Source organism: Paenibacillus fonticola DSM 21315, assembly GCF_000381905.1.
Taxonomy (GTDB): Bacteria; Bacillota; Bacilli; order Paenibacillales; family Paenibacillaceae; genus Fontibacillus; species Fontibacillus fonticola.
Genome location: NZ_KB907266.1, coordinates 90,647 through 112,682 on the forward strand (window position 1 = coordinate 90,647; position 22,036 = coordinate 112,682).

Annotated in this window: 24 protein-coding genes; 22 read left to right on the forward strand and 2 right to left on the reverse strand. The window is 48.0% G+C overall.

What is annotated here, in order from left to right; all coding sequences use genetic code 11:
• The first annotated feature begins 226 nt into the window (after positions 1-226).
• From G358_RS0120530 to G358_RS0120560, 7 genes are all read left to right on the forward strand, one after another.
• Entirely contained in the window at positions 227-1,240 is a 1,014-nt protein-coding gene (locus tag G358_RS0120530; RefSeq protein WP_019639137.1) for a metal ABC transporter solute-binding protein, Zn/Mn family, read from the forward strand.
• A gap of 31 nt (positions 1,241-1,271) precedes the next feature.
• Positions 1,272-2,033, forward strand: coding sequence for a metal ABC transporter ATP-binding protein (locus G358_RS0120535; RefSeq protein ID WP_019639138.1), 762 nt, complete (start codon positions 1,272-1,274; stop codon positions 2,031-2,033).
• Positions 2,034-2,120: 87 nt separating this feature from the next.
• Positions 2,121-2,915, forward strand: coding sequence for a metal ABC transporter permease (locus tag G358_RS0120540; protein ID WP_019639139.1), 795 nt, complete (start codon positions 2,121-2,123; stop codon positions 2,913-2,915).
• A gap of 71 nt (positions 2,916-2,986) precedes the next feature.
• Complete coding sequence (locus G358_RS0120545) at positions 2,987-3,700, forward strand: cytochrome c biogenesis CcdA family protein (protein WP_019639140.1); 714 nt, start codon at positions 2,987-2,989, stop codon at positions 3,698-3,700.
• A gap of 106 nt (positions 3,701-3,806) precedes the next feature.
• Entirely contained in the window at positions 3,807-4,232 is a 426-nt protein-coding gene (gene mntR, locus G358_RS0120550; RefSeq protein ID WP_019639141.1) for a transcriptional regulator MntR, read from the forward strand.
• A 159-nt stretch (positions 4,233-4,391) separates the two neighbouring features.
• Complete coding sequence (locus G358_RS0120555; protein WP_019639142.1) at positions 4,392-6,035, forward strand: family 10 glycosylhydrolase; 1,644 nt, start codon at positions 4,392-4,394, stop codon at positions 6,033-6,035.
• A 72-nt stretch (positions 6,036-6,107) separates the two neighbouring features.
• Positions 6,108-7,073: a patatin-like phospholipase family protein gene (locus G358_RS0120560; RefSeq protein ID WP_019639143.1), complete on the forward strand. Its 966-nt coding sequence runs from the start codon at positions 6,108-6,110 to the stop codon at positions 7,071-7,073.
• A gap of 14 nt (positions 7,074-7,087) precedes the next feature.
• Here G358_RS0120560 and G358_RS0120565 read toward each other — a convergent pair whose 3' ends face one another.
• Positions 7,088-7,414 (reverse strand): SA1362 family protein, encoded by a 327-nt coding sequence (locus G358_RS0120565; RefSeq protein ID WP_019639144.1) that lies wholly within the window; start codon positions 7,412-7,414, stop codon positions 7,088-7,090.
• A gap of 7 nt (positions 7,415-7,421) precedes the next feature.
• Positions 7,422-8,417: a DUF1385 domain-containing protein gene (locus tag G358_RS0120570; protein WP_019639145.1), complete on the reverse strand. Its 996-nt coding sequence runs from the start codon at positions 8,415-8,417 to the stop codon at positions 7,422-7,424.
• A gap of 156 nt (positions 8,418-8,573) precedes the next feature.
• Between G358_RS0120570 and G358_RS0120575 the strand changes: the two genes are divergently transcribed.
• From G358_RS0120575 to G358_RS0120645, 15 genes are all read left to right on the forward strand, one after another.
• Positions 8,574-9,077 carry a YqhR family membrane protein gene (locus G358_RS0120575; RefSeq protein ID WP_019639146.1) on the forward strand — a complete coding sequence of 168 codons (504 nt, stop codon included), beginning with the start codon at positions 8,574-8,576 and terminating at the stop codon, positions 9,075-9,077.
• A gap of 76 nt (positions 9,078-9,153) precedes the next feature.
• Positions 9,154-9,603 carry a type II 3-dehydroquinate dehydratase gene (aroQ, locus tag G358_RS0120580; protein WP_019639147.1) on the forward strand — a complete coding sequence of 150 codons (450 nt, stop codon included), beginning with the start codon at positions 9,154-9,156 and terminating at the stop codon, positions 9,601-9,603.
• Positions 9,603-10,679, forward strand: a complete 1,077-nt coding sequence (locus G358_RS0120585) for a M24 family metallopeptidase (protein WP_019639148.1) — start codon at positions 9,603-9,605, stop codon at positions 10,677-10,679. Before aroQ ends, G358_RS0120585 begins: the two co-directional genes overlap by 1 nt.
• A gap of 79 nt (positions 10,680-10,758) precedes the next feature.
• Positions 10,759-11,316 (forward strand): elongation factor P, encoded by a 558-nt coding sequence (gene efp / locus G358_RS0120590; protein WP_019639149.1) that lies wholly within the window; start codon positions 10,759-10,761, stop codon positions 11,314-11,316.
• 276 nt (positions 11,317-11,592) lie between these two features.
• Positions 11,593-12,846 carry an aspartate kinase gene (locus G358_RS0120595; RefSeq protein ID WP_019639150.1) on the forward strand — a complete coding sequence of 418 codons (1,254 nt, stop codon included), beginning with the start codon at positions 11,593-11,595 and terminating at the stop codon, positions 12,844-12,846.
• Between the two features lie 248 nt (positions 12,847-13,094).
• Entirely contained in the window at positions 13,095-15,524 is a 2,430-nt protein-coding gene (locus G358_RS0120600) for a glycogen/starch/alpha-glucan phosphorylase (protein ID WP_019639151.1), read from the forward strand.
• 197 nt (positions 15,525-15,721) lie between these two features.
• Positions 15,722-15,988, forward strand: coding sequence for a YqhV family protein (locus G358_RS0120605; protein WP_019639152.1), 267 nt, complete (start codon positions 15,722-15,724; stop codon positions 15,986-15,988).
• Positions 15,989-16,103: 115 nt separating this feature from the next.
• A complete protein-coding gene (gene spoIIIAA / locus G358_RS0120610) occupies positions 16,104-17,105 on the forward strand; it encodes a stage III sporulation protein AA (protein ID WP_019639153.1) in 1,002 nt (333 codons plus the stop codon).
• On the forward strand, positions 17,098-17,616 hold the full coding sequence (gene spoIIIAB, locus G358_RS0120615; RefSeq protein ID WP_019639154.1) for a stage III sporulation protein SpoIIIAB: 519 nt from the start codon (positions 17,098-17,100) through the stop codon (positions 17,614-17,616). The genes spoIIIAA and spoIIIAB overlap by 8 nt, the downstream gene beginning before the upstream one ends.
• A 64-nt stretch (positions 17,617-17,680) precedes the next feature.
• Positions 17,681-17,884: a stage III sporulation protein AC gene (gene spoIIIAC, locus G358_RS0120620; protein ID WP_019639155.1), complete on the forward strand. Its 204-nt coding sequence runs from the start codon at positions 17,681-17,683 to the stop codon at positions 17,882-17,884.
• Between the two features lie 11 nt (positions 17,885-17,895).
• Positions 17,896-18,285: a stage III sporulation protein AD gene (gene spoIIIAD / locus G358_RS0120625; RefSeq protein WP_019639156.1), complete on the forward strand. Its 390-nt coding sequence runs from the start codon at positions 17,896-17,898 to the stop codon at positions 18,283-18,285.
• Positions 18,286-18,365: 80 nt separating this feature from the next.
• On the forward strand, positions 18,366-19,505 hold the full coding sequence (spoIIIAE, locus tag G358_RS0120630; protein WP_240480078.1) for a stage III sporulation protein AE: 1,140 nt from the start codon (positions 18,366-18,368) through the stop codon (positions 19,503-19,505).
• A gap of 14 nt (positions 19,506-19,519) precedes the next feature.
• Positions 19,520-20,581: a stage III sporulation protein AF gene (gene spoIIIAF / locus G358_RS31845; protein WP_019639158.1), complete on the forward strand. Its 1,062-nt coding sequence runs from the start codon at positions 19,520-19,522 to the stop codon at positions 20,579-20,581.
• Between the two features lie 15 nt (positions 20,582-20,596).
• Positions 20,597-21,238: a stage III sporulation protein AG gene (gene spoIIIAG, locus G358_RS0120640; protein WP_019639159.1), complete on the forward strand. Its 642-nt coding sequence runs from the start codon at positions 20,597-20,599 to the stop codon at positions 21,236-21,238.
• A gap of 445 nt (positions 21,239-21,683) precedes the next feature.
• Positions 21,684-22,036, forward strand: a 353-nt coding sequence (locus G358_RS0120645) for a hypothetical protein (protein ID WP_026342387.1), incomplete at its 3' end; no start/stop codon positions are given.

Here is a 22,036-nt window from a genome sequence, read left to right on the forward strand (position 1 = left end):
CCCTGGAAAGAAAAAACGAAAATTTCGAATAAGAATATGCAATTTTATTTGCTCCTGAAGCAATCACATGATACCATGAGCTGTTTAATTTGCCCAGCATGCGCTCACACTAAATGATGACAAGACGGTAAAAGTCAGATTTAAGCGGTTGACAATCGTTTTATATTGACCCTATAATCCTCTTAGTAATAATTACGATTAAGAATGACTAGGAAGGAAGATCATAATGGCTTCATATTTGAAGATATATAAAGGCTGGAAGGTGGCCCTGCTGCTGCTTGCAGCAGCTCTGATGCTGGCCGGCTGCGGAAGCGGCAATAGCGAAAACAAGGTCGTTGCGGGTAAAGTCAACGTTGTAACGAGCTTCTATCCTCTCTATGAATTTGCAAAAGAGATTGGCGGGGAGGAAGCAAATGTCATCAATTTGCTGCCCGTAGGCGTCGAGCCTCACGATTGGACGCCGCGCAGCCAGGAAATCCTCAACACCTCCAAAGCACAGCTGTTCTTATACAACGGAGCGGGGCTTGAAGGATGGCTGGACAGCTTCCTTAAAGGATTGGGGAGCGATTCCCAGGTAAAGACAGTTGAAGTCAGCCAGGGGATTGCCCTGATCGCAAGCGATGAAGAAGACGGACATCAGCATGGCGCGGAAAACGAAGAACATCATGAGGACGATGGACATGGGCATGCTGAAAATGATCACGGTCATGACCACGGCCACATTGACCCGCATACATGGGTAAGCCCAAAATCGGCGATGATCATGGCTGAAAATATCAAAAACAGCTTTATCGAGGTCGATCCTGCTCATCGTGAGCAGTACGAAGCCCGCTATGAACAGCTGCATGCCCGTCTGCAGCAGCTAGACGCGAAGTTTACGGAGGAGCTGTCGAAGACGAACCGGAAAGAGATCGTCGTATCCCATCAATCGTTCGGCTACCTGTGCCGGGATTACGGGCTGACTCAGCATTCGATCATGGGTCTGACGCCGGAAGCGGAGCCGAAAGCCCAGGATTTGATCAATTTATCCAAGCTGGTAAAGGAAGAGGGTATTCAATATATCTTTTTCGAGGAGCTTGTGTCTGATAAGCTTGTGAACACGCTGGCCTCGGAAGCGGGCGTGAAAACCTTGGTGCTTAACCCTGTCGAAGGCTTGACGAAGCAGCAGGAGCAGGCGGGGGAAAATTACTTTACATTGATGGAGAAAAATTTGCAAAATCTCGTTCTCGCTTTACAATAAAGAGAGACATTCCAGCGGAAGGACGGTCAGGATGAAACCGGACAATTTAGCAACAACGGCAACAGTTTGCCATGATAACATTATTGAACTTGCCAGCGTTTCCTTCGGGTATAAGGACAAGAAGGTGATTTCGAACTTCAGCTTCACGGTGAAAGAACGGGACTTCGTCGGGGTCATCGGCTCCAACGGAGCCGGCAAGACGACCCTGCTGCGGATGATGGTCGGGCTGCTGTCGCCGGCTGACGGGGAAATCAGACTGTTCGGGCAGCCGATTCGGCGTTTTCGCGATTGGGACCGGATCGGGTATGTGCCGCAAAAAAATTCATTTAACCCGCTATTCCCGGCAACTGTAAAAGAAGTCGTCATGTCCGGGTTGTATAACAATAAGAAGCTGTTTCGCCGCATCGGCAAGGCGGAGCTGGCAAAATGCCATGATGCGCTGGAGGTTATGCGCATTACAGACATCGCGGACAAAAGGATCGGGGAGCTGTCGGGCGGACAGCAGCAGCGTGTTTTTTTAGCCCGCGCTTTAATTAATAAGCCGGATCTGCTCATTTTGGACGAGCCTACGGTGGGGATTGACGCGCAGACGCAGGAAGATTTTTTTGAAATGATCTTTCATATGCACGCGCATCATCATATGACGTTTTTAATGGTATCGCACGATGTGGAAATGATTGAGGAGAATTTGGGCAATGAGCCGCTTGACCGCTGCGGAGCGATCAAGTTCTATGTAAAGCATTCCCATGACCAGGATTGTTCGATCTCCGATCTTCAACACTCCATTCAATAGATAACGAAGCCAGTTTTGCTAAAGCAAAACTCAGTCTATGCTTACGAAGTAAGTTTTGCTCCGCAAAACTCTTAGGAGATGTGAAACTTGGAAATATTAACGGCAGAATTTTTTCAAAGAGCGCTGATAGGAGGGCTGCTCATCGGCATCACGGCCCCCCTGATCGGTATTTTTTTAGTGCTGCGCCGCTTGTCGATGATCGGGGACACACTGGCCCATGTGACCATCGCAGGCGTGGCCCTCGGTTTTCTCATCCATGCCAATCCGATTTGGGTCGGGCTGGCTTTTGCCCTGTTGGCCTCCTTCGCGATTGAGAAGCTGCGTAAAGCGTATAAAGCCTATGCCGAGCTGTCGATTGCGATCATCATGTCTGGAGGGGTGGCACTTGCCTCGCTGTTCTTTACGCTCGGAATAGGGTACAATACGGATGTATTGTTTGGCAGCATTTACACTTTAAGCAGGGAAGATTTATATATTGTTGGCGCCGTTACGGTTGTCGTTATCGCGATAGTCGCTGTGCTTTTCAAGGAGTTCTTTTTGCTGACCTTTGAGGAGGACGCCGCTGCGGTAAGCGGATTGCCAATTAAGCTGTTTAATTTACTGATTACAGTGTTGACAGCACTCGTCATCAGCACGGCAATTAAAATCGTCGGTGCTCTGCTCGTCTCCGCGCTGATCACGATTCCTGCCGCATGCAGCTTGCTGATGGCCAGAAGCTTTAAGACCTCAGTCATATTCTCGGTAATTATTGCAGAAATAGCTGTCGTCGCAGGGTTAGTGATGGCTGGCATTTGGAATTTGGCTCCAGGTGCAACGATTGTATTGCTTCTCATCGCGATGCTGATTGTCACGCTGGCTGGCAAAAGAGGGCTTGCAGCTTAATGCAATGTTCAGCCTCCGCGTCGTTACATAACAGTCAGCATCAGTCTCGACATGAATGTTAGGAGGTTGCAATGGCTGATATAAATGAATTAGTAGCTTTCGGGGCGGGGGTTGCCTCGTTTGTCTCTCCTTGCGCTCTGCCGCTGTACCCATCTTATTTATCCTATATTACCGGCATGTCCGTTCAGACGCTAAGGGCCGAGCAAAATAAGCGGGAAGTCCGCTTCAAAACATTGACGCATACGCTCGCATTCATATTAGGCTTCTCCGTCGTGTTTTACACGCTTGGCTTCGGCGCTGGATTGTTCGGGGAATTTTTCATCAGTTACCGCGATCTGATCCGTCAGATTTCCGCCATTTTAATCATCTTAATGGGACTGTTTCTGCTCGGTATTTTCAAGCCGCAGTTTTTGCTGAAGGAACGCAAGATGAATTTAAATATGAAAAAAACCGGATATTTCGCCTCGTTTATTTTCGGAATCGGCTTTTCGGCCGGCTGGTCGCCTTGCGTTGGCCCGATTCTCGCAGCGATCATTTCGCTTGCTGTCACCGAACCAGGTGCCTGGTTGAGTCTGATCACGGCGTATACGCTTGGCTTTGCGCTTCCGTTCTTCGTACTGGCTTTCTTTGTTGGCTCCACGAAATGGATTACGCGCTACTCCGAAGTCATTATGAAAATCGGTGGCGGACTGATGCTGCTGATGGGGGTATTGCTCTTTACGAACCAAATGGCGAGAATTACGATCTGGCTGCAGCAAATTACTCCCGAATGGCTCAAATTCTAAATTACGGTAACTTGTCAACGGACAAGCACAACATGTATCATAAAGTATAGTAGCGATGTTGCGCAGGATATAACCGCGTTCAACACATGGAAAAGAGGTTCGTTTGATGCCAACACCTAGTATGGAGGATTATTTGGAGCGCATTTATAAATTGATTGATGAGAAGGGATATGCGCGTGTTTCCGATATTGCCGAAGGACTGGAAGTACATCCCTCTTCTGTCACGAAGATGATCCAGAAGCTGGATAAGGACGAGTATGTCATTTATGAGAAATATCGCGGCCTTGTGCTGACAAGCAAAGGAAAGAAGATAGGCAAGCGTCTTGTTGACCGGCATCACTTGCTGGAGGAGTTTCTTGAAATAATCGGGGTCGATGAAGAGAACATTTATAAAGATGTAGAAGGGATCGAACATCATTTGAGCTGGGACTCAATTAATCAAATCGCCGCCTTGGTCGATTATTTCAAGCGGGATGACTCCAGAATTCAAGATCTTCGAGATGTAGAGAAAGAACTTTTGAACGAATCATAGTTAGCGCATCTGTCTTGAACGGGCAGATGCTTTTTTTTGTCCTCTAACCAGCTTTTGGAGCTTTTTTCCGACTGATTGCGCAACTCTTGGGGGGGACAAGGCGTTAGAGATAGAGAAGACGTTGAATCCGCACTAATATTATTGTTTTGGAGGTAACCGATGAAATTTCACAGATTGTTCTTTTTACTCCTCGTGCTGATGATGGTTTGGCCATTCTCTGCTCAGACGAACGCGGCCGCGGCCCGTCCAATCGAAATCATTTTGGATGGCATAACATTAACAAGTGATGTGCCTCCTTATATTAAAGCGAAGGACAATGTAACGATGGTTCCGCTTCGGGTCATCAGCGAAGGATTGGGAGCTCAGGTGGACTGGGCAGCCAGCTCAAAAACGGTGACCATCGCGAAAGCTGGAAATACGGTCGTACTGCGTACCGGCAGTACAACAGCCCAGGTGAACGGTCAGGCACTGAAACTGGATGTCTCTGTAGAAATTAATGAGGGCCGGACGATGGTTCCGCTTCGTTTTGTAAGTGAGCAGCTCGGCCTGCAGGTGGATTGGAATTCCTCCACAAGGAGGATTGCACTAACATCAAGCGGTTTAGCGATTTTCCCGGAAAATCCGTCCCCGCCTGCAGTACCGCCGGCGCAGGAGGAAGGACGACCGGAGCAGCCGCCTGCTAACGGCAAGAATGATCATGCTGAGCTGCGCGGCGTATGGATATCCACCGTACTAAATCTGGATTGGCCAAGCAAAGCGGCTTACGGAAATGTGGACAAACAGAAAGAAGAGTACGTCAAGCTATTGGATGAAATGCAGGATATGGGCTTGAATGCGGTGTTTGTTCAAGTCAGGCCAACGGCCGATGCGCTCTATTCTTCAAAGCTCGTTCCCTGGTCCACATATTTAACCGGAACGGCGGGAAAGGACCCTGGGTATGACCCGCTGGCCTTTCTTGTGGAAGAAACGCACCGACGGGGAATGCAGTTTCATGCCTGGTTCAATCCGTTTCGAGCAAGCATGAATGCGGATGCCAGCAAGCTGCCCGCGAATCATATCGTGCATCAGCATCCGGACTGGGTCGTCAAATTTTCCGATAAGCTTTACATTAACCCGGGCATTCCTGAAGCCCGGCAGCATATCATCGATGCGGTCATGGAAGTGGTGAACGGATACGACATTGACGGCGTGCACCTCGATGATTATTTTTACCCGACAGGGGAGACCGCGGCGAACAAGTTTAATGATGATGCAACAATGAAGCTGTATAACTCGCGGAAACTCAGTAAAGGAGATTGGCGCCGGGATAACATTAATCAGTTTGTCCGGGAACTGGGTCAGAGCATCCATGCCGCAAAGCCAAGCGTATCCTACGGGATCAGTCCTTTTGGTGTGTGGCGGAACAAAGCGTCCGATGCTACAGGCTCAGAGACGAAAGCGGGCATATCTGCTTATGACAGTACCTATGCTGACGTTCGGACCTGGATTCGCAACGGGTGGATTGATTATGTTACCCCGCAGTTGTACTGGAGTTTAACGCGGCAGGAGGTACGTTACGACATATTGGTAGATTGGTGGGCCAGCGAAGTTCGCGGGACGAATGTGAAGCTGTACATCGGTCATGCTCCATACAAAATCGGCACTCCGGAAATCGGCTGGCATTCAGCCGACGAAATTATTCATCAACTGGAGTACAATGAAGGGGTTCCGGAAGTGAGCGGCAGCATCTTTTTTAGCGCTAAAGATTTGAGAAGGAATCCGCTAGGACTTATTTCAAAATTACAATCTTATTTCGGTTCATAGAGTGACATAGGAATAGCCCCTGTGACATACATAAGCATTAGACTTGTGTAATGGAATGGGGGCTATTGCTTTATGCTCATAAACGGGGTTTTCGAAGGCGGCGGCGTCAAAGGGATTTCCTTGGCGGGAGCGATAGAGGCTGCCGAACGCCACAATGTGAAATTTCACCGCATTGCAGGTACTTCATCAGGCTCGATTGTAGCGGCCTTAATAGCCGCAGGCTATTCTGCAGTGGAAATGAAGGACATCATTATAGGAACATCCTTTATTCATTTTCTGAAAAGATCTCCGTTGTTTAACGTAAGGATCGTCGGGCCGGCACTGCGCGTACTGCTTAAAAAAGGACTTTATTCTGGCGAAGCGCTGGAAGATTGGATCCGTCAGCTATTGAAAAATAAAGGCATCAAAACGTTCGGGGATTTGGGTAAAGGAAAATTGACAATTATCGCGTCGGATATTACGAGCGGAAGAATATTGATTCTCCCTGATGATTTGCAAAAGCTGGGCATTTCACCCCTTAAATTTGAAGTAGCGCGTGCGGTGCGGATGAGCTGCAGCATCCCTTATTTCTTTGATCCGGTTTTGCTGCGCCTGCCGCCGCGGCTTAGTGCGGGGAAGCCATTTTCGCATCAATTTCTGCATATTGTGGACGGGGGACTGCTCAGTAATTTTCCGTTATGGCTGTTTGATGAGGATAGCTGTAAGCCTAGAGATAAGATGATACCTACGGTCGGATTTCAAATGGTGGGGAAAAACTCCAGTCAGCCACGTTCGATCACAGGGCCGTTTACGATGCTCCAGGCGCTTGTAGAAACGATGCTTTCAGCACATGATGAAAGATATATTGAACAATCCAACCGTTATCGAACGATAAAAATACCTACGCTCGGCGTTGGAACGACCCAATTCGATATTAGTAAAGAAGAAAGCCTGCTGCTTTATGAATCTGGCCTTCAATCTGGCAGCCATTTCTTCGATGAATGGAATAGCCAGTATTACGAAGAGCAGTTCATAAAGTATCAGCAGGCTAACAAATAAACATCCGTCCTGATTTAATGATATCTTGGCATATCCTCGTCGTTCTTTCCTTTATTTCCTTCAATGACTTGAAACGGATAATGCTTGCGCTTCTGCTTTGAAGCGGTCCGCCGCTCTGCTTCTAATTTTGCCATCGTACGGGCAGACGGCTTGACCTTCGGATGCCGGGCCTTTCTATATTTCTTCGGCGGATATTTGTAAAGCAGGAATAGGATTCCCCCGATAATGACCGGGATCAGCAAGCTGCTCCAGTCCATCATGCCGTTGCCGAACAGGGCATTGACAATGCCGAATGCGGCAAGTCCAATAACACTCCAGAAGATGACGGCCTGCTTCTTCATCCCTCTATCATCCTTTCACAGGATCGAAGGCGGTGCTGTGGGCGGTCGTCTCGATAACACCTTCCTGCTCGTACTGAGCATCGAGCTCCCGCATCCGTATAAATGAGGCAATGGATACTTCCACTTGATCGTCCTTCGGTTCTTTCGTAGTTAGCAATTGCAGCCATAACCCGGGATATCCGAGAAAGCGAAGCACCGGAATATCACGGAGGGCGTTCGTCAGGCGAAGCACCTCAAAGGATACGCCGATGACCAGCGGCAGGAGTAACAGGCGGATATACAGGCGCTCCCACACGTTATCCCAGCTGAAAAAAGAATAAATGATAACGCCCACGATGACGGTCAGGACGATAAAGCTGCTGCCGCAGCGATAGTGCAGACGGCTGTACTTCTGCACGTTCTTTACCGTCAGCTCTTCCCCGTTTTCGTAAGCGGTAATTACTTTATGCTCTGCCCCGTGATATTGGAACAGTCTTTTAATGACCGGGGTTTGCGATATCGCCCATAAATAGACGAGCAGGAGGACGATTTTAATTACGCCTTCCACCAGCGTATGCAGCACCTGGTTTTCAAATGCGGATTGGAACAAGTATTGCTCGACGAACATCGGGACAACGGTGAATATGAATTTCCCGAAGAGGAAAGAAAGAACGCCGGCGATGGATACGCCTACGACCATCGTCAGAGAGAAGCCGGACTCTTCCTTTTCTCTCTGCTTGGCGCGCTCTTCCGGCTCCAGCTCGTCATCGGCCATAGCTTCGGCGGAATAATTCAGATGCTTGGAGCCCTTTGCACTGGAATCGATAATGCTGACAATTCCGCGAAGAAAAGGAATTTTGCGAAGCAGCCTAACCCACGCTTTATCCTGCTTGGGGACCTCCAAAAAAGTAATATCTCCATTTTTACGACGGACTGCTGTAACGTTAACGTGTTTGCCGCCAAACATGACGCCTTCAATAACGGCTTGGCCGCCGTAAATGTTTGGTGTAGATTGTTGAGGCAAATATTTCACCTTCCCTGATTAAAGTCTATTCATTGGAATAATTCCATTGTACCCGATTCCGGGGGGCAAATTCTAGTTTGATTAGTCTTTTTGGAAATGAGCATACTAAAATGGCGAAAGAAAGTAACGGAGAAGCACAGGAAGGATGGAAAAACTATGTCAAACCAGCAGCGTCAAAAGCAGGACAAACCAACGAAAACGAATGTCTGGGGATTTGCTCTGCAGCTCGGTTTTTTTGCAGGATTCATTTGGGGCGGGGTTAAAGGATTAATGTACTTTATAAACCTGACCGTCATCGTTCCCGGATATTTGGCAGAGCCATTTTTTAAGACGCATTTTTTAAAAAGCCAACCCGGATATTATGTCGGCTGGTTGTTTTTTATCCTGTTTTCGATTTTGGCGGCATTGCTGTACACTTTGTTGTTCCGCAAATTGAAGGGGCCAGCCCCGGGGCTTCTTTACGGTATTTTCTGGTGGGCGGTCATCTTTATTGCAGCAGGCCCAATGCTCGGGATAACGAAGCGGATTTCCGCGCTTCCGGTTAATACAATCATCAGTGAATTTTGCCTGTACTTATTGTGGGGATTGTTTATTGGCTACACTACAGCCGTAGAATATACCGATGAACGGAAGAGAGAACCGCAAAAAGCGCTGCAATAAGTAATAAAGGCTTCTCATTTGCCTCATACCTATGTTAAAATTACTTTTGGTTATTTTGCAGGAAGGGTGAGGAAGGATGTACCGTATCCTGGTAATGAACGGACCGAATTTAAATATGCTGGGCATACGTGAGCCCGGGGTATATGGGGCAGAGCGGCTTAGTGAAATTGAGGATAGGCTTTTGAAGCAGGGTGAGCAGTTGGGTCATACTCTGGAGTTCTATCAATCGAACCATGAAGGCCATCTGATTGATAAAATTCATGCGGCCCTAGGCAATATAGACGGGATTATTATTAATCCAGGCGCGTTGACGCATTACAGTTATGCGCTGCGCGATGCATTTGCCACGGTAACCATTCCGTTTGTAGAGGTTCATATGTCTAACATTCATGCACGGGAATCTTTCCGTCACAATTCAGTTACCGCTGCTCTGGCTGTCGGACAAATTTCCGGCTTTGGATCATATAGTTATGAGCTGGGGCTAATGGCGCTTGTGCGTCATCTGGAGAATAAGGAGAGCTTATGATGGCGAATACGAGAATAAGCCGCCTTCGGGAGGCTATGAAGCTTCAGCAGCTGGAGGCTGTATGGATTACAAGCAATATCAACCGGCAATATTTGACGGGATTTACCGGCTCCTCCGGCTACGTATTGATCACGCTGGACAAGTCCTATTTATTGACGGATTTTCGTTATATGACGCAGGCCGCCGAACAAGCGGCAGGATTTGATATTGTGGAGCACGGCTCTTCTGTAACGGAGACCCTGAAGGGGCTGCTCCATGAGCAAAAGGTGAATCATTTAGGATTCGAGGAAGAGAACGTCGTATTCTCTGCTTATCTTGCGTATGAGCGGGATTTGAAGCCCGTGAAGCTGGTGCCTGTTGCAGGGCTTGTTGAAGGTTTACGGGTATATAAAGATGAGCACGAGCTGACTCTCATGAAGCAGGCTGCCGAATTGGCTGACCGGACGTTTATGCATATGTTGAATGTGCTCCGCCCAGGCGTGACTGAGCGGGAAATGGCGCTTGAAATCGAAGTGTTTATGCGCAAGCAGGGAGCGACGTCAAGCTGCTTTGATACGATCGTAGCATCCGGTGAACGTTCTGCATTGCCGCACGGAGTAGCCAGCGATCGGGTTCTGCAAAGTGATGAGTTTGTAAAAATGGATTTCGGGGCGCTTCTCAACGGCTATTGCTCAGATATTACGCGAACCGTAGTGATTGGCAAACCATCGGCTAAGCATCATGAAATTTATAATATTGTGCTCGAAGCGCAGCTTCATACGCTTCAGCATCTCCGCCCCGGTATGACCGGACGCGAGGCCGACGCTTTAGCCCGTGATGTAATAGCCCGTTATGGCTATGGCGAACAGTTTGGCCACAGCACAGGCCATGGACTTGGGATGGAAGTGCACGAGGCGCCGCGCCTGTCCAAGTTGAGCGATACTGTACTTGAGCCGGGAATGACGGTAACGGTAGAGCCGGGCATCTATATTCCAGGCTTTGGCGGCGTACGGATCGAGGACGATGTCGTCATCACTGAGAACGGAATTCGCAGGCTGACCGAATCGAGCAAAGACTTTACCGTCATTAATTCATAATGTACGGATGGAAATTGGGTAATTTATATTATCATATAGCAGTTGTGCAACTTATTTGATCCTATAGGAGGTTCTACTTGTGATTTCAGTTAACGATTTTAAAACGGGCTTGACAGTCGAATTTGACGGTGATATTTTTACGGTGCTTGAATTCCAGCACGTAAAACCAGGAAAGGGTGCGGCGTTTGTACGTTCCAAATTAAAAAATCTCCGCAATGGCAACACAGTGGAGAAAACATTCCGCGCTGGGGAAACCGTAAGCAGAGCGATGATCGAAAACCGCGATGTTCAATATTTGTATGCAAGCGGTCAAGAGCATACTTTCATGGATAATGAAACCTATGATCAATTTACTTTGTCTTCGGAGCAGTTGGAGTGGGAATTAAACTTCCTGAAGGAAAATATGAACGTGAAAATCGTCAGCTATCAGGGCGAAATTCTTGGCATTAACCTGCCAAACAGCGTGGAACTGCGCGTAGTGGAATCCGAGCCTGGCATTAAAGGGAACACCGCCACTGGTGCGACGAAGAACGCCAAACTGGAGACCGGCTTAAACGTGCAGGTGCCATTGTTCATTAACCAGGATGATGTTCTTCTAATTGATACGCGTGAAGGCAAATATATTTCCCGCGCATAATTTCCCGCGCAAATTTTTGTGAGGAAATGTATGCCTTGAATAGGGTTGCATCGTCCTCCACTCTACGCGAGTGGAGGAATTTTTTTGGATTGCTTTGGACTGTGAAATTTGCTGAAAACTTCGAATTTTGCTATGAAAAGCAATGGATTATTAGCGGTCATTCGTATTATACTGGTTTAAAGCTTTACTGCCTAAATATGAATTGATTATATCAAGCTTATAAGCCGTACTGCGAAATGGGAGAAATAAGATAGATTAAATTGGGGAGGGTCTGAGTTGGCTTTATACGTAATGAAATTTGGGGGAAGTTCTGTAGGCGATACAGAACGAATGCAGCGCGTTGCCCGGCGCATCGTGGAGAAGCAGGATGAAGGGCATCAAGTCGTAGTCGTTGTATCGGCAATGGGGGATACGACCGACGATTTGATCGATCAGGCAAAGCTGCTTAGCAAGGAACCGCCTTTGCGTGAAATGGATATGCTGATGACGACAGGGGAGCAAATTTCAATTTCGATGTTATCGATTGCGATACATGCGCTCGGCCGGAAGGCCGTTTCATTTACAGGCTGGCAAGCCGGTTTCAGGACCGATGCGGAGCATTCCAGGGCGCGCATTACGGATATCCGCCCAGAGCGTGTACAAGCGGCGCTGCAGGAAGGTAGCATCGTCGTCGTCGCTGGCTTTCAGGGAATGAGTGAAGAAGGTGAGATTACTACGTTTGGCCGGGGCGGATCGGATACGACGGCGGTTGCTCTCGCTGCGGCTATTTCGGCTGATTATTGCGAAATTTACACGGACGTGGACGGAATTTATTCCACGGACCCGCGCATCGTGAAAAATGCCCGCAAACTGCAGGAAATTTCCTATGACGAAATGCTGGAGCTGGCGAACCTGGGTGCGGCGGTGCTGCATCCGCGGGCGGTGGAATATGCAAAGCATAATGATGTACGCCTTATCGTTCGTTCAAGCTTTAATCATAATGAAGGTACTGTTGTTAAGGAGGAAGCGAAGATGGAGCAAGGTGTTGTAGTCAGCGGAATAGCTTACGATAAAAACGTAGCCAGAATCAGTATTTTAGGTGTATCTCATATTCCTGGCGTATTGGCTCAGGTGTTCGGTTCTTTAGCAGAGTCAAAAATCGACGTCGATATTATCGTTCAGAGCGGCGTGCAAAATGGGAAGGCCGATTTCTCTTTTACGGTAGCATTGACGGATCGCGAGAAAGCGCTGGACGTCATTGGAAAACTGCGCGACAACTTGCCATTCGATGAAGTAACCTCGGAGGAAGGTCTTGTGAAAGTGTCGATCGTCGGCGCAGGGATGGTCAGCCATCCTGGCGTTGCTGCAAAAATGTTTGATGTCATTTCGAAGCAAGACGTTAACATTAAGATGGTCAGCACTTCTGAAATTAAAGTATCCTGCGTCATCGAGGGAAGCAAGCTGCATGAAGTGGTCCAAGCGCTTCATACCGCCTATGGGCTCGATGCGGAAAGTCAGGTATTTGTCGGGGGACCGCAGGACCGGCGTTAATTTTTATCTATGAACAAATCGAAAAACGGCCTCACCTTTTATCAATTTTAAGGTGAGGCCGTTTTTTGTTTGTTGGATTGTAAAGGTGCTTTAAGTGATTAAATGGTTATTTGCACGATATATAAAAATTAAATGATCATTTATGTTATTTTATCACGCCCTTCAGTTTAAACATAATATAGGATCAGGGGCGGTGACCTGTCGAGTCACTACAAGCTCTGAGCAACATCAGCAGGGAGGACTAATGCGTGTTTGATAACAAAGAGAGCTTTAAGGATATGTTTAAGAAAGAGCTGGTCAGTCAATTAGGAAAGCCTGTACTGCAGGCTACGCATGCGGACGTATACCGCATATTGGGAATGCTGATCCGGGAGCGGATTGGTCCGGACTGGGCGAATACGAATCAGTCCTTGCAGGCAGCCAAGGCGCGGCAGGTGTATTACTTTTCGATGGAGTTTTTGATCGGCCGTCAGCTGGGGAACAATTTGCTGAATTTAGGCGTGCTGGAAATGGTTCGCGACGGTTTGGAGGAGTTGGGCTTTGATCTGGCAGCGGCCGAGGAGGAAGAGAATGATCCCGGTTTAGGAAACGGGGGGTTAGGTCGCTTGGCCGCCTGCTTCCTTGATTCTCTAGCTGCCCAGCAACTGCCGGGCCACGGCTGTGGCATCCGTTACCGCTATGGGTTGTTCGAGCAGAAAATCATCGACGGACACCAGGTTGAGCTGCCCGATTACTGGCTGCAGCGAGGCAACGTCTGGGAAGTTTGCCGTGAGGATAAGAAGGTGGAGGTTCGTTTTGGCGGCCAAGTACATATGTCGGAAAGGGAGAATCGCCTTCAAATTGAACTAACAGACTATGAAAGCATTTGGGCAATTCCCTATGACATTCCGGTCGTCGGAAGCGGTTCGAGCCATGTAAATACGCTGCGTCTTTGGAGTGCCAGACCCGGCAATGAGCCGATTAAACCGCTGGCAAGTAAAGATGGCAGCTACTATAATTATTTAAATTATTACCGATCCGTTGAATCGATATCTGAATTTCTGTATCCGGACGATTCTGAATATGAGGGCAAACAGTTGCGTTTGAAGCAGCAATATTTTTTGTGTTCTGCCGGATTGCAAAGTGTGCTGAGGACATATGACAAGCTGGGGCTGCCTGTACAATCTTTACCGGATAAAGTAGCTGTACACATCAATGATACGCATCCTACGCTCGTAATACCTGAGTTGATGCGGATTTTACTGGATGAGAAAGGCTGCTCATGGGAGCAGGCCTGGCATATTACGACCCGGACGGTATCGTATACGAATCACACTACTCTGAGCGAAGCGCTGGAAAAGTGGCCGGCCGGTATGCTGAAGCAACTGCTGCCCCGCATTTATATGATCATAGAGGAAATCAATACCCGTTTCTGTGCGATGCTGCTGCAGCGTTATCCCGGGGAGCAGGAGCGAATATCCCAGCTGGCGATTATTTATGGCGATCAGATCCGCATGGCTAATTTAGCGATCGCAGGCAGCTACAGCGTGAATGGTGTGGCGGCACTTCATACTGAAATTTTGAAAAATCGTGAGATGAAGGTGTTTTACGAGCTTTATCCGGAAAAATTCAACAACAAGACGAACGGCATCTCGCACAGACGCTGGTTAATTCACGCCAATCCGGAGTTGGCGCGGCTCATTACCGAGGCGATCGGCACACGCTGGATTGCTCAGCCCCAGGAAATGATCGGCTTAATAAAATATGCCGGAGACCCCGGCTTTATGGAAAAAATAACCGAAGTCAGACGGAATAACAAACTGAAGCTGGCCAAATACGTTCAAGAAAAGCTGAGTATCCATATCGATCCGGACTCGATCTTTGATGTGCAGGCCAAGCGATTGCATGCATATAAACGGCAGTTGCTCAACGTGCTGCACATGATGCACTTATATAATCAGCTTAAGGATAACCCTTCGGCGGATATCGTACCGCGCACATTTCTGTTCAGCGCCAAAGCTGCACCCGGCTATTATTTGGCCAAAAGCATCATCAAGCTTATTAATACGGTGGCGGATGCCGTCAATCGGGACCATGCCGTACGCGAAAAAATGAAGGTCGTTTTTCTGGAAAATTACTCGGTTTCCCTGGCGGAAAAAATAATTCCCGCCGCAGACATCAGTGAACAAATTTCTACGGCCGGGAAAGAAGCTTCCGGAACCGGCAATATGAAGTTCATGATGAATGGCTCGATTACAATTGGAACTTTAGATGGGGCCAATGTTGAAATGCATCAGATGCTGGGCGATGATAATATGTTTCTGTTTGGCTTGAATGCCAAGCAGGTGATGGAGCATAATCAGAAGGGCGATTATTGCCCGCGGCATATTTATGAAGTGGATTCCAGGGTGAAGGAAGTAATGGATCAGCTGATCCATCCGGGCCGCTTTTGTGCAGAGGGACAACATTTTGAAGCGATTTACCAATCGGTGCTTCATCATCAGGATGAGTTTTTTGTGCTCAAGGATTTTTCGAGTTATGTGGAGGCGCACTTGCAAATTGATCTGGCATATCGAAATGCAAGTGAATGGACGAAGAAATCCATTATGAATATTGCGCATTCTGGTAAATTTTCCAGTGATCAGACGATCAGGGAATATGCCTCTGGAATTTGGAGAATCGAGCCGCACGTTACTTGAGGGAGAGACAATTAGCCGATATTTTGGAAGGTCACCGTTTATTCGGGGCCTTCTTTCTATTTTTTTAGATTATAGAATTTATACATTTTCAGCGAATCTGAACAATTCTATAATCGCAAGAAAAACTTATAAATAAAAAGAGATGAAAGGGCATAAAGATAAGAGAAACATGGACAAGAGGGGGTGTTCTGGAAGCTATGCTTGATAAATACGTAACTAGCATGGCAGCTATCCGCATCATATCCGGCTCCATCGAAATTATTGCAGCACTCGTCATGTTTAGGCTTGGCCGCATCGATAAGGCACTGGCGGTAAACGCTATGCTTGCCTTTGTAGGGCCAACCGTGCTGATGGTAACGACGATGATCGGGCTTGCCGGAATAGCGGATAAACTGTCATGGAATAAAATGATATGGATTGGATGCGGTATTTCGTGTCTCTTAATCGGGATTTTGAAGAAATGATAGATTTCCCGGCATAAAGATCAAGTACAGGCCATACACATGAGATATAGCTTCAGTAAGGCGAACCGCCTTTAGTTACAGGAAAAACAAGCCTTATTCTTTTGGGGGTACAACGATGAAAAATTGTAGCTGGATGACTGTATTTCCCGAAAATATCCGTTCCCTATTACTCAAGCTGCCGCCTGCTTTGTTCTCAGGCCTGGAGGAAATCCGGCTGCGGGAGGGGCGTCCATTGGAGCTGAATGCCGCCGGCCGCCATTATTTCCTGACTTCTGCAGGCGGGATAACTAGCGATCCCTCCGCTGCCTTCAAGCCAGGCAAGCAGGAGAGCAACCGCCTTCTCGACCTGATTACGAATCATTCCTTGTACACGATGGAGGAGGAGCTGCGTAAAGGTTTTATTACTATTGCCGGCGGTCACCGTATTGGTTTGGCGGGCAGAACGGTACTGAGCGGAGGCAAAGTTGAGCATCTAAGGGATATTAGCGGTTTTAACGTTCGCATTGCAAGGGAAGTGCCTGGTATAGGCGACGGCATTTTGCCCAAGCTGCTTGACTTTAAGCACAGAAGCATTCATCATACTTTGATTTTGTCCCCGCCGCAGCAAGGGAAGACGACATTGATCCGCGACTTAGCCAGGGGGATTAGCAGCGGCGCATGGCAGCATCCGGACGCAAAATGGCCAGGCCTTAAAGTGGCGATCATTGACGAGCGCTCCGAGATTGCCGGGAGCAGGCGCGGGGTGCCGAGCTTCGATGTCGGTCCGCGGACGGATGTGATGGACGGCTGCCCGAAGGCGGAAGGAATCATGATGATGATTCGCTCCATGTCACCGGACGTTATTATCGTAGATGAAATCGGCCGCCCGGAAGATGCAGATGCTCTGGCTGAAGCGCTTCATGCCGGCGTCAAAGTCATTGCCACTGCCCACGGTTCTGACGTCCATGAGCTAGCTTTACGCCCCGCGTTGTCCAAGCTGGCCGATCCGCCTTTTTTTGAAATATACGCTGTTATTAAACGAAATGACAGCGGGCTTGCTTTTCGTCTATGGGATGACAAGCTCAGGGGAATATATGACGGAGAGGCAGCACGGAAAGGCAGGGAGAAATATGGTTAAAATGCTGGGCGCAGCCTTGATTGTCCTTGCGGCAACCTTATTCGGTTTTGCGAAGGCAAGGCAGTTTGCCAGCCGCCCCGCTCAAATCCGTCATCTGATCTTGGCGCTGAAAAGGCTGGAGACCGAAATCATGTATGGCTTTACACCGCTGCCGGATGCTTTGCAGCGCATCGCTAATCAGTGCAGTGAACCGGTCAAGTCCCTCATGGAGGGAGCAGCGGGCAACATGACTCCGCCACTGAACTGGACCGCGCAGCAAAGCTTGCAGCACGCCATAGAGACGGGATGGAAGCACACGGCGATGAAATCTGCGGAGAAGGATGTGATGCTTCAGCTTGGATTCACTTTAGGGACAAGCGACCGGAAAAACCAGATCGGGCATATTGCGACGGCGATCCGCCAGCTGGAGAGCGAGGAACAGGCCGCCCGAGAAGAACAAGCCCGCTACGAAAAAATGTCCAGAAGTCTGGGACTGCTTGGCGGAGCGTTTATCGTTATTTTGCTCTATTGATGATGATTCCCCTCTACATCCTCGATGATTGTCACTGCAAAATTGATCGTGAGGTGCCATATCAATGAACTTAGAAGTGAACGCCATCTTTCAAATTGCCGGGATTGGCATCATTGTTGCCATGATACACACGGTGCTCAAACAAATGGGCAAAGAAGACATGGCGCATTGGGTGACCGTGATCGGCTTCGTCGTTGTACTGTTTATGGTGATCCGATTGCTGGACAATCTGTTTCAGGAAATTAAATCGATCTTTTTATTCCAGTAGGTGATCCGGCAGTGGAAATGATACAGATCGTAGGATTGGGGTTAATCGCCACCATACTCATTCTGATCATCAAGGAACAGAAGCCGATGTTTGCATTTCTGATCGCTGTCTCCACAGGCATCATGATATTTATGTATCTGGTCGGCAAAATTGGCGGAATCATCGAAGTATTGGAGCAGCTAGCCGAATCCTCCGGTGTTCAGATGATTTATCTCAAGACGATATTGAAAATTATCGGCATTGCCTACATCGCTGAATTTGGAGCGCAGATTGTGAGAGATGCCGGTCAGGATAGCATCGCTTCCAAAATCGAACTGGCTGGGAAGGTACTAATCATGGTGCTGGCAATTCCGATTATCAGCATTATTATCGAAACCGTGATAAAGATGCTGCCTGTTTAACGAAATGGGGACAAGGGATGAAGATGACGGAACTGACTTGGCGACAACGTTCATTGATAATGATTGTCCTCGGAATTTTCATGTTGTGGCCATTACCGCATACTGCTGCAGAAGCAGAGGATGGATGGTTGAAGAGTCAGGCAGAGGAACTGCCTACGGATCAGGTGGAATCCTATTGGCAGGAGCTTATGAAGGAATATGGCGGTTTTTTTCCCGATCAGAACATCCCTTCGTTTATGGATATGCTGCTTCAGGACGGGGATGGGAACAAAGATGTGTTTAGTGTGAAAACAGGCCTGACTGGCCTGATGAAATATATGTGGCATGAGGTGTTGTACAGCGGGCATATATTGGCGACCATCGTACTGCTATCCGTGTTCAGCAGCATTCTGGAAACGCTGCAGTCGGCGTTTGAGCGAAAACAGGTCAGCAAGGTCGCTTATGCCATTTGTTATATGGTCATTCTTATTTTGGCCATTAATAGTTTTCATGTCGCGATTACGTACGCTACAGAAGCGATTCGAAGCATGGTTGATTTTATGATGGCGATGGTACCGCTGCTCTTCATGCTGCTTGCCTCCCTTGGCAACATGGTGACCGTCTCCGTCACTCATCCGCTCGTTGTTTTCATGGTTCATACTGTAGGGACTGTCGTTTACTCGATCGTATTTCCATTATTGTTCTTCTCGGCTGTTCTGCACATCGTAAGCTCGTTATCTGAGAAGTACAAGCTGACTCAACTCGCCAATCTGCTGCGGACGATAAGCATGTCGCTGCTCGGGGTAATGCTGACGATATTTTTGGGCGTTATTTCCGTCAGAGGAATTACCGGGTCGATTGCGGATGGCGTGACACTGCGGGCGGCCAAGTATTTAACCGGCAATTTCGTTCCGGTCGTAGGCAAAGTGTTCGCCGACGCAACGGACACTGTCATTTCAGCATCCTTGCTGGTCAAAAATTCGATCGGCCTGGTCGGGGTCATCATCTTGTTGTTTTTGTGCGCGTTCCCGGCGATAAAGATTATCACGTTAGCACTGATCTACAATTTATCGGCGGCTGTAATGCAACCGCTTGGAGAGACGCCAATCGTAACTTGCCTCGAGACGATCGGGAAAAGCATGATCTATGTGTTTGCTGCCCTTGCAGCGGTAGGCCTGATGTTCTTTCTGGCCATTACGATTATGCTGACTGCAGGCAATGTAACAGTGATGATGAGATAAGGCGGTGAGCTTGAATGGCCTGGCTTGCACAATGGTTGAAGGAAATCATTTTTGTAGTTCTGATGGCTGCTTTCATCGACCTGCTGCTTCCAAATCGTTCGATGGAGAGATATGTGAAACTGGTCGTAAGCTTACTTATTTTACTCACTTTAATCTCACCAGTCATGCGTATCTTTTCTCCGGAAGCGGAAAAAAAACTAGATCTTTCTTTTATGGATCAGTCTGGGGAGGAGTCTTCGGCTGACGTTACCACGGAAGAAATATTGCGGCAGGGGGAGCAACTGCGGATGAAGCGTGAACAGGAAGCGATGCAGTGGGCAAGCGAGCAAGCGGCGAAGCAAATGCAAGAGCAGATCGAGCGGGAAACAGGTCAAACCGTGGAGCGAGTTGTCGTGAAGCTGGAGGAGGCCGGGGAACGAGCGGAAGATAAGCTCAAATCCTCTGACAATGCAGACGGGTTAAGTATTCAAGCGGTAGAAGTTTATATTTTGCAGGATAACAGTGCGGAAGAGCATGGCTATGCAGGAATTGTGCATGGAGCGGTTGATGTGTCTGAAGCGTCTGGAGTGCCTAAAATGCCTGAAGTGCCTGGAGTGCCTGGAGTGCTTAAAGTGTCAGGAACGTCTGAATCGTCTGGAGCGTCTGGAGTATTTGAAGGGTTTAAAGAGTCAAAATCGTCTGGAGTGTCTGAAAAACCTAAAGCATTGGAAGCACTTGAAGCAGCTAGAGCATCAAAGGTATATGAAGCATCTGAAGCAGCTGAAGATCATGGGAACTCTAATGAACGCCAGCGTAATGAAACATCACGATTTGCGATTGCTCCGATTGAGCCTGTTCATATTGAAGTGTCAGAACCGCTCGAATTGTCCGGCCAGATACAAATGTCTGCACAGAATGAAGTGTCCAGGCAGTCCGGGGGAAACGAGACACAAGGCCAGTATAATTCTTCCGGCAATCTAGGCCAGCAGGTCACAAGCTCATATAGTTTGACAAGGCATATTAGCGACATCATATTTCGCGAATGGGGCATTCCCGGAAATGTAGTGCATGTCATCGTAAATGGAAATGACGAGTAGCAAGGGGGGATGAAAATGCTGAAATGGTGGAAGAAGCTCGAACAGCTCCTCGGACAAGGGATGGATGGGAAGAAGAAACTGAACACTTATCGAATACTGATTATTCTCGGACTAATCGGCGTAGCGATCATGCTGTTCAATTCGTTTGTAAATGTGAAGAAAATCGATTCAGGCGGAGCAGGGAGAGAGCCACCGGCAGAGCAGCAGGTTTTGATGTCCAGCCCTGATCCGGCAACTGCTGAAGGCACTTTCGAGGCCATAGAACAATCACTGGAAAATAAGACTAAGGAAATATTGGAGAAAATAGTCGGAGTCGGCTCGGTTGATGTTCTTGTAACGATTGACTCCACGGAAGAGCTCATCATCGGACGAAATACGAAGGACATGCAGCAATTAACGGAGGAAAACGATAGGGACGGGGGAAAAAGGCATATTACCCAGTATACCCGAGACGGTCAAATTGTGACGAATGAAGAGAGCGGAAATGAAAAGCCCATCGTGACGAAAAAAATCAAACCTAAAGTGCGCGGTGTATTGATCGTGGCAAGAGGAGCCGAGAATAAAACGGTGAAAAGCTTGATTGTCGATGCGGTGGAGAAAGGGCTTAACGTTCCGGAATACCGGATTTCAGTCGTTCCTCGAAAGCAGACTCAATAAGCGCCAAATGAACAGATACAGTAAGCCTTAGAGAGCAGAAGAGCTAAGACCCAAGGAACAGAAGAGCTAAGACTCAGAGAACAGGGCAGTATGCTCTGGAGATAAGGAAAGCAATAAGTACTCAGAATCAAAAAGCAACAAGCCTTGGAGAACGGGAACAAATCCCCTTGGGTCAAGAGCAATACGCCTCCGCGAACAGGACAATATACCTTAGAGCCAAAGGAGCAACAAGTCACAGAGAACAGGTGTGGTATGTCCAAGGGTCAAAGAACTCAAAGTACCTGGGTGGCAAATTGTGTATAAATCTCAGGGGGACAGCAATAGGATGCTCCGGAATGCAGCGGCCGGAAACTAGGAATAGTAAGGAGACAAGAATATGGATGATTAAAATTATTTAACTTTTGCAGATAAAAAGAGTTTGAATCTAGGTGTAAGTGGTGAGAAGATGCGCCGCATCGTTGGCCTGGAAAGTAAGGAAATGAATGGCTTGGCGAAAATTTGTTGGGCGATGAAGTCAGTGCTGCTATACAGCAACTGCCCGTCCGAGAAATTTGCAATGAAAGCAGGCAACTCGTCAGAAAAGCAATTAATAAGCTCTCGGCCTCTCGGCGCGGATTTGGCGTACTGCTTGTATCAGGTTGCTACCCGAGTGAATGTGTATGATTTTTCAAACACAATTGCAGGATGGGGCAGCTACCGAGTGAATGTGTATGATTTTTCAAACACAATTGCAGGATGGGGCAGCTACCGAGTAAATGTGTATGATTTTTCAAACACAATTGCAGGATGTGGCGGCTA